This is a genomic window from Roseobacter sp. HKCCD6576-2 (assembly GCF_013179285.1).
GTDB classification, from domain to species: Bacteria; Pseudomonadota; Alphaproteobacteria; order Rhodobacterales; family Rhodobacteraceae; genus Rhodophyticola; species Rhodophyticola oceani.
The window spans coordinates 1,251,740-1,263,853 of sequence record NZ_WVNW01000001.1 but is presented as its reverse complement, the minus strand read 5'-3'; the positions used below and the strand labels follow the sequence as shown (position 1 = coordinate 1,263,853).

Below are 12,114 nucleotides of genomic sequence, written 5' to 3'. Positions count from 1 at the left end.
TTAGCTACCGTCCGGCTGGTCCGGGCCGCGCGGGGTGATCCGGTTCAGCGCCGCGGCCAAACCGGCGGCCACCCCAATCAAAATCAGCCAAACCACCAGGAAATAGACAAGCCAACGGGCGGTGCCGCCACCGACACCAGAATCGGTGGTGAGAATAAAGACCGGCCCGAAAAACATCAGCGCCCCCAAGACCGGCAGCAACTTGGCCGCATCTTGCAGTCGGTTCCGCCGATAGGTTCGGCGCTCCAAAAACACGCGCTGCTTAAGAGCCTTGCGCGACTCTGGCGCAGTCCCATTGGGTTTGTCGCGGCTCACGACGCGATCCCTTGACCACTGACCTCGTCGGCACCGTCTTTCCCAGCCACATGACGTAAGGTGTCCAGCATTTCAGAATTGGAGAACGGTTTTGTCAGATAGGCGTTCGCGCCAAGTGCCAAGGCCATATCGCGATCCTTGGCCTGCCCCTTCGCGGTCAACATCAGAACCGGCAGATGTTCGGTTTCGGCACCGCTTCGCAACTCGCGCAGAATGTCCAAGCCCGACCGGCCGGGCAGCATAACATCCAGCACCACCACATCCGGTTCGACCCGCATCACCGCGTCCAGCGCGGTTGCGCCATTGCCATGGCCATGCACCTCCCATCCGTCACGCGACAGGATAAAGCTGATGGCTTCCAGAATGTTGGCCTCATCCTCGACCAATAAGACTCGCGTGCCCAAACCACTCTCCTCCACTGGTCAGGCGCTCCCAACTCTCACACTGCCCGATTTCGGTGCAATGTCAAACGCCTCCGCCCCATGACCTCAACTCACCAAACTGGCCGCTCGCCGCGCACCACATTCGGCACGCGGGCAGACAGCGCAGCCAGGGCCAACCGGTTGTGCATCCCTGTACTGCTCATCGTCCAAGGGCTTGAGCAACATCGTCGCCCGCATCACCGGCTCTGTGCCAAAGCCCACCGGCGCAATCGGCTGGCAAATCGCCCAGGCTTGAAACTGCGCCCCGTTGGGCAAGTCCAAAATGGCGGTCTCCGGCACCATCGGACGGCTCAGCGCGTGATAGAGCGGCCAGAGCGGACAGCCCGCCCCAAAGCGCGGGATTGAAAAGGCATTGATCCGGCGGCGGAAGAGCAATGCCCCCGCCGCATCGCATACCGCCAGGCCGAGCGCTGGCGCGCCGCTGCTGCGCGGCAGCGTCGCCAAGCGCCGTAGGACAAGCGCCACATCCCCCCCTGCCTTTGGCAAAAGCGGCTCAGGCGCGAATTCGGCCGCAATGGCAGCTTCTAAGAATGGTTTGATCGGCAGACGCACGGCGTCTTCGGCGTAGCCTTGCAAGAGTTGGTTGGCCAAGACTCGCGTGGCCTCATCCTCCATCCCGGGCGCGTCTGCCAAAAGCGTGGGGATCGCCGCCACCCCTCCGGCCTCAATTGTCGGAAAATGATGATCAGCCGCATCAAACAGCGCCTCGACCGTTTCTTGCGGCGTCGATGGCGTGCCTTTCCGGCGGCCTTGGTCTTCAAAATGCGCCAACATAGCTGTCGCCCGGGTCGAAAGCCGCTCCGCCTCTTCATGCAGGTTGCGGTGAAACCGTGTGCGCCATTGCGGCTCAATGTCCGGCTCACGGACAAGAATGTCGGCCGTGGACCGGATCGCCGCAACGGTGGAGAGCACTTCATGCATCGCCTCGGCCAGAACCGGATCATGGCTCAACCGGTCATGCAGACCATCGACTAGCCCCTCTAACCCGGCAATCCGCTTATGCTGCGCCGCGATCAAGCCGGTCCAACCCGGAAACCGGCCCGCAATCTCGTCAATCCGATCCGTCTCAGGCGTTGGGCCAAAGCTGGTCGCCGTTTCCGCAGCCGCCCCCTGTAGCGCATCGAACAGTGTTGCATCGGCCCCTTCGCTCAACGCGGCGGGCTCAACCTCAAGCCGTTTTGCCAAATCGATCAAGAGCTTCCCGCCGATCCGGCGCCGATTATGCTCGATCAGATTGAGATAGCTTGCCGAAATGCCCACCGCCTCGGCCAATGCGGTCTGCTTCAAACCCATGACCGTGCGCCGCTCCCGAATGCGGCTCCCGGTGAGGGTGTGGCGGCGGTGCGAACTGGGCGGTTTCGTCATCGGGGCCTGCTACGATCCTGCGAAGGTGTCAAAACCTTTACAGACCGAGGCGTCAAACTCAACGCCCCTCGTCGTCGCAGAGGCCGCCTCTCTCAAAAGGTACTCTTTGAGCAGTCGATGACTCTCAGAGGGTGCCGCCACTGAGGACCCATTCGCGCCGACACCGCGCGCCCCTTTGGAAGCGCGGTGTCTCAATCTGTGCAGGGTCAGCCGCGCCGTTCGGCCAGCATCAACTGCGTGCGCTTCAACTCGCGCAGCACGCGGTCGGCCTGGATCTGCGGCATGAGGCTCAATTTCATCTGCAGCGCCATCAAAATCAGCACCGTACTGGGCAGGCCCCATTTCAACGCCAGGAGCATGTCACCTGCGGCAAAGAACTGCACCGCGCAATACGCACCAATCACAAACAGCGCGACTTGCACAATCATCACCACCCAAGTGACCCAGCCCAATTTGCCCCGGAACTGCGCCCGGCCCAGTTGGAACCAGCCTTGTTCCTCGGTCGCTTCCAAAATGGCGCGATCTTCCGTTCTCAGCGCCTCTTCGATCAGTTGGTCAAGCTTACTCATCCTCTTCTCCTTTCAACGCCTCTTTCAGTTTCGCCCGCGCATGGACCAGCCGCGATTTAACCGTGCCCACAGGGATATCGAGTGCGATGGCCACCTCGGCCACACTCATGTCTTCGAGATAGAACAGCGCTACCGTGGCCGCGTGATCCGATGGCAACGCCGCAATCGCCGCCCGTATGGCACGGGCATCCGCGGCTTCTGGGCCAGCCTCAGAAACCTCAGCGGCCATCTCTACTGCGGCCTCTCGCATCAAATCGCGCGCGGCGATCTGGGTCTTGATCTGTCGAGCCACCCGCCGCGTGACGATCCGCGTTGCCCAGGCCGGAAAGGCCACAGGTTCACGCAGCTTCGGCAGGCCGCGTAAGATTTCGACCCAGGCCTCCTGAACCACATCCCGCGCAAGCTCCCGGTCGCCCAAGAGCCGGGTTGCATGGGCCAAGAGTCGAGGTCCGCGCAACTCTGCGATCTCCGCCAGCGCGGCCCGGTCTCCGGCTTGGGCCTGCGTCACAAGCATCTCTTCAAAAATCCGGCCTGCCTGTCTCATCTGCCTTATCTTTCCGTCTTGCAGGGATAAGGTGCCTCGAAACCGGAAATCGGTTCACCAGAAAATCCACTTTCAACGAAGAAGGGCCGCCCCTCGCATGGGACGGCCCTCTGTCGCCAAGATGTAACGACGCTTACTCGCTCAGCGCTTGGTCGGTAATCACATGGGTCCAGGCCCCTTCGGGCGCGGCGGTAATGACTGGGTCAGAGCCTCCGGCAAGAAGCGTGGCGACGGTCCGCTCATAAGCAGCCTCGTCCAGCGCCCCATTGGAGCCCGCAGTCAGCAAAGCCACCTCGCCCATCATCCGGGTCTGGTGCTCTTCGGTCTGCGCGCCGGTCTCGTCATAATCGAGCACGATCAGCGCCGCCTCATCCGGGTTTGCTTCGGCCCATTTCCAGCCTTCCATCGAGGCCCGGACAAACCGCACCATCCGGTCGACGAATTCTGGGTCTTCCAGGTTCTCTTCCAGAACCCACATCCCGTCTTCCAGCGTCGCGACGCCCTGATCCTCATATTTGAACGTGATCAGATCATCTGGGCTCACGCCCGCATCGATCACCTGCCAATACTCGTTATAGGTCATGGTCGAGATGCAATCGGCCTGACGCTGCAAGAGCGGATCAACGTTGAAACCCTGCTGCAGCACCGTCACGCCGTCCTCGCCACCTTCGGTCGAGATGCCCAACTGGCTCATCCAGCTCAGGAACGGGTATTCATTGCCGAAGAACCACACGCCGATGGTCCGACCGGCCAGGTCAGCAGGCTCTTCAATACCCGCATCGGCCCAACAGGTCAGCATCAGCCCCGAGGACGCGAAGGGCTGCGCGATGTTCACCACCGGCAGACCACGCTCCCGCGCAGCAAGTGCCGAGGGCATCCAGTTCAGCATCACATCAGCGCCACCGCCGGCGAGCACCTGCGGTGGTGCGATGTCAGGGCCGCCGGGCTGGATCGTCACATCGAGCCCTTCATCGTCGTAATAGCCATTCTCGAGCGCCACATAATAGCCCGCGAATTGCGCCTGCGTGACCCATTGCAGTTGCAGCGTCACCTCGTCAGCCGCCGCGGCGCCCGTGGCCAGGCCGAGCGCCAGCGCGGATGTCATCAGTTTTTTCATTGTTTTCCCTCCAAGTTGGTTCGTTGTTATCTCTGTTGGTGCGTTTCTTATCACTCTTTACCGTTGCGACGGATGCCAGAAGGTCAGCCTCTTCTCCGCCAGGGCCATCAACCCATAAAACCCCGTCCCGGCCAATGCGGCCACGGTGATCGATGACCAGACCATATCCATGGCCAGCCGCCCCACCTCGATTTTTATCCGAAAGCCCATGCCAACAGTGGGTGAGCCAAAAAATTCCGCCACAATCGCCCCGATCAGCGCAAGGGTTGTGCAGATTTTCAACCCGTTGAAGATGAAGGGCATGGCCGCTGGCAGCCGCAGCTTGAAAAGCGTCTGCCAATAACTTGCCGCATAGGTCCGCATCAGGTCGCGCTGCATCACCTCGCTGGCCTTCAAGCCCTGCACCGTGTTCACCAGCATTGGGAAGAACACCATCACGACGACCACAGCGGCCTTCGATTGCCAGCCGAACCCGTACCACATCACCAGGATCGGCGCGGTGCCGACAATCGGCAGCGCCGCGATGAAATTGCCCACCGGCAAGAGGCCGCGTTGCAGGAAATTCGACCGATCCACGGCCAAGGCCACGGCGAAGGCCGCCGCGCAGCCCATCACATATCCCGACATCGCGCCCTTCACGATGGTCTGGATGAAATCGGCCCAAAGCACATCGGTTGAAGAAATCAGCCGCACCCAGATCGCCGAGGGTGCGGGCAAAATAACAGGCGAAATCTCATAAAGACGAACGGCCATCTCCCAAAGCACAAGCAAGGTCACGCCAAAGAGTACCGGCACCAGAAACCGTCCAACCGCCCCGCGCCCATCGGCAGAAAGCCAGATGTTCATCCCCCAAGCGAGAAGCCAAACCGCGAGGATCAGCCCCAGACCCTGGTCCGTCATTAAGCCGACAAACACCACCAATGCCGCAACAACGGGCCCGATCAAGGGGTTGCGCATAATCCCCGTCATCGCGCCATCCCCATCCGCTTCAAGGTCAACCGCTCAATCAAACCCAGCCCGCCAACCAGCACCGCCGCGCAGATCGCCGCCATGAAAAGCGCCGACCAGATTTGGATCGTCTGCCCATAGTAGCTCCCGGTCAGCAGCCGCGCGCCGAGCCCAAACCGAGCGCCTGTCGGCAGCTCCGCGACAATCGCCCCGACCAGCGCCGCCGCGATGGCGACCTTCAACGAGGTGAACAGAAACGGCGCTGAGGCGGGCAGACGCAGTTTCCAGAAGGTCGCAGCGTGACTGGCCGAATAGGTTTTCAGCAGGTCCAAATCCATCGGGCCGGGGCTGCGTAGCCCTTTCACCATGCCAACCACCACAGGGAAGAAACTCAGATAAGCCGAGATCAGGGACTTCGGCAGCAGCCCCTCTACCCCGATGGAATTGAGCACCACAATCACCATCGGCGCGATGGCCAAGATCGGGATGGTCTGCGATGCAATCGCCCAGGGCATCACCGACATATCCATGGCACGGTTATGGACGATGCCAACCGCCAGAAGAATGCCCAGCCCAGTGCCGAAGAGAAAGCCGAGCAGGGTCGGCGCAAGGGTCTGATACGCATGGAAGAACAGCGAGCGCGGATTGCCGCGCAACTCGCCCCGCCGCTCGCGGAACATCGCCTCCCCCGCCGTTGTATTCCAAAGCTCTGCAAAGACCTGATGCGGGGTCGGCAATACCGGCCGTTCTTGGTTCATCGCATCGGCGATCACCTCGCCTGCGCTGAGTTCCACCCCAGCGCGTTCTGCCTGATCCAGGGTCCAGGCCCGGTTCATGCCGACGCTGGCGGCATACCAAAACGCGACGATACAGGCGACCACGACCAATACCGGCATCACGTGATGCACAGCCCCGGCGACGCTTCGGCCAAGAAGGCTCCGGCCGGTTGAAGCGTGTCTGGCTTGGGCGACGTCAGTCATTGGCGCGCCACTCCATCTTCACCTCGCGTACGGTCTCCGGCGGCTCGGGTATAAACCGCTCCACCTCCGTAAAGCCTTCGCGGATATAGAATTTCTGCGCCCGGAGATTGGGTTCATGGGTGGTCAGCCAAAGATAATCCTGCCCCTCTTTCACCCGATCCATAAGCGCCTTTCCAACGCCGCGCCCACCATGGCGGCAAAACAATGCGCCGACGCGTTTCTTTTCGGGATCATAGGACAGATACGCCTCCACCGGATCACCCGCGACCCAAATCTCGCGGGTCGGCAACGCGTCGCGGATCATCCCCTCGATGGCCTCGGGCGGATAATCGCGCGGCAACCAATCTGTGTCGTCAATCCACCAGTTGGCCACCGCCGCGCAGGCCGGGACATCGCCGATCTCGGCGCGCCGTATGGAGATGGCCTCAGTCGTCATAAGCATGCCCCGCGCGCAACCCCTCGCGCACCCGATGGGCAATGGCCAGAAACTCTGGCGTGTCGCGAATATCGAGCGGGCGCTCCTTCGGCAAATCGCTCTCGATCACGTCTGTGATCCGCCCGGGCCGGGGCGACATCACAACGATCTTGGTGCTAAGATAGACCGCTTCGGGGATCGAGTGGGTCACGAAACCAATCGTCTTCTCCGTCCGCGCCCAAAGGTCGAGCAGCTGCTCATTCAAATGGTCGCGGACGATTTCATCCAACGCCCCAAAAGGCTCGTCCATCAACAGCAGATCAGCATCAAAGGCCAGCGCCCGCGCGATACTCGCCCGTTGCTGCATGCCGCCGGATAGTTGCCAGGGGTACTTCTTGCCAAACCCTTCGAGATCGACCAATTGCAGAACGTTCTTTACACGTTCCGCTTGTTCCGAGGCACTGAACCCCATGATCTCCAGCGGCAGCTTGATGTTCTTTTCAATCGTCCGCCACGGATAAAGCCCCGCGGCCTGAAACACATAGCCATAAGCCCTCTGGCGCCGCGCCTCATCGGGGCTCATCCCGTTCACAGTGATCTCGCCGCCCGTTGGGTGCTCCAGCGCGGCCACGACTCTCAGAAACGTGGTCTTACCGCAGCCAGACGGCCCGATGAAGCTGACAAATTCACCTTTGTTGATCGTCAGATTGACGTCTTTTAACGCCTGGACCGGGCCGTCATTGGTTTGGAAGGTGAGATCAAGGCTTTTCGCTTCAATCACGGGGGATTGCGTCTGGGTACTCACCATCCGATGTGCTGCCTCGCCCGCCATCACACCCCGCTCGGAATGTTCATTGGATTACGCTCGATCTTCCGCGGCGTGTTCAGCGATTTCCATTTGCTGAGCGCCTTGGACGCACTGGCATATGGTGAGCGTTTCACAAATCGGCCGCGCCCCGGCTGCGGCTGTGAGTTCTGACCATAAGCCCAGATCACATCGCCCCGGGAGAGCGTGTAGCGGGGCTGCGCCGTCACCTCCATGCCCTCGAAAACATTGTAATCAATGATGGATTTCTGGGTGCTCACATGCACGGTCTTGGAAATCGTCGGATCCCAAACCACGACATCGGCATCCGCGCCAGGCACCAAAGCGCCCTTCATCGGGTAGATGTTCAGGATTTTCGCGATGTTGGAGGAGGTCACCGCCACAAACTCCTCAGGTGTCAGACGGCCAGTCTCAACCCCTCGCGTCCAGAGCATCGCCATGCGTTCCTCAAGCCCGCCGGTTCCGTTCGGGATCGTCGTGAAATTGTCCAACCCCATCCGCTTTTGCTCATCAGTGAACGCCGCATGATCCGTCGCCACAACCTGCAAAGAGCCCGCTGACAAACCCGCCCAAAGCGAGTCTTGGTGGTCCTTTGACCGGAAAGGCGGCGACATCACGCGCCGCGCCGCATATTGCCAGTCTTTGTTGAAATATTCCGTCTCATCCAAGGTCAGATGCTGGATCAACGGCTCGCCATAAACCCGCATGCCCTTTTGCCGGGCCCGCCGGATCGCCTCATGCGCCTGCTCGCAGCTAACATGCACGATATAGAGCGGCGTGCCTGCGGCATCCGCGATCATAATCGCCCGGTTCGCGGCCTCCCCTTCGACCTCAGGCGGGCGAGAATAAGCGTGCCCCTCGGGGCCTGTCACACCTTCGGCCAGGTATTTGTTCTGCAACTCCTGGACGATATCGCCGTTTTCCGCGTGGACCAGCGGCAACGCTCCTAGCTCAGCACAGCGCTTGAAGGAGGCATACATCTCGTCATCCTCCACCATCAACGCGCCCTTATAGGCCATGAAATGCTTGAACGTGTTCACGCCGCGCTCTTTAACAACGGCCTCCATCTCATTGAAAATGCTTTCATTCCAATCGGTGATGGCCATGTGGTACGAGATGTCGGTGCATATCTGATCTTTCGACTTCCGATCCCACTCATCAAGCGCGGTGAGCAAGCTGCCATCCTCACCGGGCAGGCAGAAATCGACCAACATCGTCGTCCCTCCAGCCGCCGCCGCAAAGGTACCGGACTCGAAGGTTTCCGCCGCCGTGGTGCCCATAAACGGCATTTCCAGATGGGTGTGCGGATCGATACCGCCGGGGATGACATGAGCGCCCTCTGCGTCGATCACCTCGTCGCCGGTGAGGTTCTCACCAATCTCAGCGATCTTCTCGCCTTCGATCAGCACATCGGCTTTGAACTGACGGTCGGCGGTGACAATTGTGCCGCCCTTGATCACTTTGCTCATGTCATCTCTCCCCTTTCGGTCAACTCGGCGCTTGCGTGCAGATGCCCCGACCTTCGGTCGTCAAGAGCGGGATATAGGTGTCTTCGACGGGTCCGCTGTGCAGATACCAATAGCAATTGTCGTCCTGCAGAACGACATTCCGCAGATCCTGGCCCGGCGGCAAAAGCGCCAGCGTTTCCTCGGAAAACTCAACCGACGGGGCGTTGGGGTCGGCGGGCGGGGCCGGCTCGCAGGCCGCCAATGCCAAGACGCCACCTAAAATCAAGAATTTCTTCAAAGTCATCACTCCACAATCTGAGCTGTTTCGACGACAGCATGGAACAAGACATTCGCCCCCGCTGCGGCCCAATCCGGGCTGATCTCTTCTGCCTCGTTATGGCTCAGCCCGTCAACGCAGGGGCACATCACCATCGCAGTTGGTGCGACCCGGTTGATCCAGCAAGCGTCATGGCCCGCGCCCGAAATCAGATCGCGGTGGGAGTAGCCCAGGCGTCCCGCCGCGCTTCGCACGGCAGTTACGCAGGCCTCGTCAAACCTTACAGGATCGAACCCCCCAACCTTCTCAAACGCCACTTCCAGGCCCATTTCCTTGCAGATTTCAGATGCACCGGCTTGAAGGCGGCTTTCCATATCTTCGATCACCGCAAGCTCGGGCGACCGGAAATCAATGGTGAAGACGACCTTGCCGGGGATCACATTGCGTGAGTTGGGATACACATCGATATGCCCCGCCGCCCCAACCGCATGCGGTGCATGGGACCAAGCAATCTCATCCACCAGATCCAGAACCCGCGCCATGCCGAGACCAGCATTCTTGCGCATTGGCATGGGAGTCGAACCGGTATGGCTGTCTTTGCCGGTGATCGTTACTTGCGTCCAACTCAGGCCCTGGCCATGAGTCACAACGCCGATCTCTTTGCCTTCGGCCTCCAGGATCGGCCCCTGCTCGATATGCAACTCAAAGAAGGCATGCATCTTGCGCGCGCCCACCTCTTCGTCGCCTTTCCAACCGATCCGCTCCAACTCGGCGCCGAATTTTTTGCCCTCCGCATCTTCGCGGTCATAGGCCCATTCCTGGGTATGAATGCCCGCGAATACGCCGGAGGAGAGCATCGCCGGGGCATAGCGCGTCCCCTCCTCATTGGTGAAATTCGTCACCACAATCGGATGCTTGGTTTTGATGCCGAGATCGTTGAGCGAGCGGATGATCTCTAGCCCTCCGAGCACCCCCAACACGCCGTCATATTTTCCGCCCGTCGGCTGCGTGTCGAGATGCGAGCCCACATAGACCGGTAGCGCATCAGGGTCTGTTCCCGCGCGCCGGGCGAACATATTGCCCATCTGGTCCAGCCCCATCTCGCATCCGGCCGCTTCGCACCAGCTTTGGAACAAGGCGCGGCCTTCGCCGTCTTCATCTGTCAGAGTCTGACGGTTGTTGCCGCCCGCCACACCCGGCCCGATTTTGGCCATCTCCATTAACGAGTCCCACAGGCGCTCGCCATTGATCTTCAGGTTTTCGCCAGGTGCCGACATCGATTTCTCCCAAGTATTTCTTTTGGCTCGGCCGCAGTCTCAATCCAGAGCCATCAGCACATCTCTGAGCGTTCCAAACAGTTGATCAATCTGCGGTTTCTCGATGATCAGGGGCGGCGACATCGCGATGATGTCTCCGGTGGTGCGGATCAACACACCCTTCTCATAACAATCAAGGAAGGCCTGGAAGGCGCGTTTTGTGGGCTCCCCCGCAATCGGCTCCAGTTCCACCGCTCCGATCAGGCCCATGTTTCGAATGTCGATCACATGCGGGCAATCGCGCAAGGAGTGCAGCCCATCCTCCCAATAACCTGCCAAATCAGAGGCCCGCTCAAAGAGACCGTCTTCACGATAGGTTTCCAGCGTCGCCAGACCGGCGGCGGCCGCCATCGGATTGCCGGAATAGGTATAGCCATGGAACAGCTCGATCAGATGCTCCGGTCCGGTCATGAAGGCATCATGGATTTGCTTTGTTGCCAGCACCGCCCCCATCGGGATCACCCCATTGGTCAGGCCTTTGGCGCAGGTGATCATATCCGGCATCACCCCGAAATGCTCGGCCCCAAAGCTTGAGCCGAGCCGCCCGAACCCGGTGATCACCTCATCGAAGATCAACAAGATGCCGTGCTGCGTGCAAATCTCGCGGAGCCGCTCCAGATAGCCCTTGGGCGGCATCAAAACGCCGGTGGAGCCCGCCATCGGCTCCACAATCACCGCCGCGATGGTCTCGGGCCCATGCAAGGCAACGATCCGTTCCAAATCTTCGGCCAGATAGGCGCCATGTTCCGGCTGGCCGCGTGTGAACGCGTTCTGATCCGGCAAATGCGTATGTGGCAAATGATCGACGCCCGTCATCAGGGTGCCGAAGAACTTGCGGTTGTTGACGATCCCGCCGACCGAGATGCCGCCGAAATTCACCCCGTGATAGCCGCGCTCTCGCCCGATTAGCCGGGTCCGTGTCCCCTGCCCAATCGCCCGCTGATAAGCGATGGCGATTTTTAGGGCGGTTTCGACGCTTTCGGAGCCGGAATTGGTGAAAAACACATGCTCCATCGGCTCGGGCGCCATATCGCGCAACCTGGTCGCCAGCTCAAAGGCTTTCGGGTGGCCCATTTGGAAGGCCGGGGCGTAATCCAACTCCGCCGCCTGCGCCTGGATCGCCTCGACGATCTTTGGCCGCTTGTGGCCCGCATTGCAGCACCAGAGCCCGGCCGTGCCGTCCAGCACCTGTCGCCCGTCGCCCGTGGTGTAATGCATGCCTTCAGCGGCGACAAACATGCGTGGGGTCTGTTTGAACTGTCGGTTCGCGGTGAATGGCATCCAAAACGCTGAGAGGTCGTTCGGATTGGAACGGTCGAGTGCCATGGGGCCCACCTTATCTGGCAGCGCCGGTGCGCCACCGGGCGGCTGGAGTTAATGTTTTGACCATCTGGTCAATATCACGCTAGCAGAGGCGCATGGTCAGTCAAGAAATTGAACGCCTGAATCTGCCCAATCGCAAGGCAAATGATGGCCAAACGGGCGGAGATGACGCTCGTTTGGGCGCATCTTGCATGGCACTTGCCCCGCATGGGGGCGGAATGGCAGAGT

The 12,114-nt window shown here is 60.5% G+C and carries 14 protein-coding genes; all 14 read right to left on the bottom strand.

Annotated features, from left to right (window positions below; all coding sequences use genetic code 11):
* The 14 genes from GTF44_RS06235 to GTF44_RS06170 all read right to left on the bottom strand — a co-directional run bounded on the left by GTF44_RS06235 (position 1) and on the right by GTF44_RS06170 (position 11,889).
* A complete protein-coding gene (locus tag GTF44_RS06235; RefSeq protein WP_171558314.1) occupies positions 1-315 on the bottom strand; it encodes a hypothetical protein in 315 nt (104 codons plus the stop codon).
* The gene (locus tag GTF44_RS06230) at positions 312-719 is read right to left on the bottom strand and encodes a response regulator transcription factor (RefSeq protein ID WP_171558312.1); all 408 of its coding nucleotides are present in this window, start codon (positions 717-719) and stop codon (positions 312-314) included. Before GTF44_RS06230 ends, GTF44_RS06235 begins: the two co-directional genes overlap by 4 nt.
* A gap of 84 nt (positions 720-803) precedes the next feature.
* Entirely contained in the window at positions 804-2,123 is a 1,320-nt protein-coding gene (locus GTF44_RS06225; RefSeq protein WP_171558310.1) for a helix-turn-helix domain-containing protein, read from the bottom strand.
* A gap of 206 nt (positions 2,124-2,329) precedes the next feature.
* A complete protein-coding gene (locus GTF44_RS06220; protein ID WP_171558308.1) occupies positions 2,330-2,692 on the bottom strand; it encodes a DUF6768 family protein in 363 nt (120 codons plus the stop codon).
* Positions 2,685-3,236: an RNA polymerase sigma factor gene (locus tag GTF44_RS06215; protein ID WP_171558306.1), complete on the bottom strand. Its 552-nt coding sequence runs from the start codon at positions 3,234-3,236 to the stop codon at positions 2,685-2,687. The genes GTF44_RS06220 and GTF44_RS06215 overlap by 8 nt, the downstream gene beginning before the upstream one ends.
* Positions 3,237-3,369: 133 nt before the next feature.
* Positions 3,370-4,353 (bottom strand): ABC transporter substrate-binding protein, encoded by a 984-nt coding sequence (locus tag GTF44_RS06210; RefSeq protein WP_171558305.1) that lies wholly within the window; start codon positions 4,351-4,353, stop codon positions 3,370-3,372.
* 57 nt (positions 4,354-4,410) lie between these two features.
* The gene (locus GTF44_RS06205) at positions 4,411-5,199 is read right to left on the bottom strand and encodes an ABC transporter permease (RefSeq protein WP_253261183.1); all 789 of its coding nucleotides are present in this window, start codon (positions 5,197-5,199) and stop codon (positions 4,411-4,413) included.
* 119 nt (positions 5,200-5,318) lie between these two features.
* Positions 5,319-6,209 carry an ABC transporter permease subunit gene (locus GTF44_RS06200; protein WP_171558655.1) on the bottom strand — a complete coding sequence of 297 codons (891 nt, stop codon included), beginning with the start codon at positions 6,207-6,209 and terminating at the stop codon, positions 5,319-5,321.
* Positions 6,210-6,273: 64 nt separating this feature from the next.
* Positions 6,274-6,717, bottom strand: a complete 444-nt coding sequence (locus GTF44_RS06195) for a GNAT family N-acetyltransferase (RefSeq protein ID WP_171558301.1) — start codon at positions 6,715-6,717, stop codon at positions 6,274-6,276.
* Positions 6,707-7,504, bottom strand: coding sequence for an ABC transporter ATP-binding protein (locus tag GTF44_RS06190; protein WP_171558299.1), 798 nt, complete (start codon positions 7,502-7,504; stop codon positions 6,707-6,709). The genes GTF44_RS06195 and GTF44_RS06190 overlap by 11 nt, the downstream gene beginning before the upstream one ends.
* A gap of 23 nt (positions 7,505-7,527) precedes the next feature.
* A complete protein-coding gene (gene hydA, locus GTF44_RS06185; RefSeq protein WP_171558298.1) occupies positions 7,528-8,991 on the bottom strand; it encodes a dihydropyrimidinase in 1,464 nt (487 codons plus the stop codon).
* Between the two features lie 19 nt (positions 8,992-9,010).
* On the bottom strand, positions 9,011-9,274 hold the full coding sequence (locus GTF44_RS06180) for a hypothetical protein (protein ID WP_171558296.1): 264 nt from the start codon (positions 9,272-9,274) through the stop codon (positions 9,011-9,013).
* Entirely contained in the window at positions 9,274-10,524 is a 1,251-nt protein-coding gene (locus GTF44_RS06175) for a Zn-dependent hydrolase (protein ID WP_171558294.1), read from the bottom strand. Before GTF44_RS06175 ends, GTF44_RS06180 begins: the two co-directional genes overlap by 1 nt.
* A gap of 39 nt (positions 10,525-10,563) precedes the next feature.
* Entirely contained in the window at positions 10,564-11,889 is a 1,326-nt protein-coding gene (locus GTF44_RS06170; RefSeq protein ID WP_171558292.1) for an aspartate aminotransferase family protein, read from the bottom strand.
* Between the last annotated feature and the right edge of the window lie 225 nt (positions 11,890-12,114).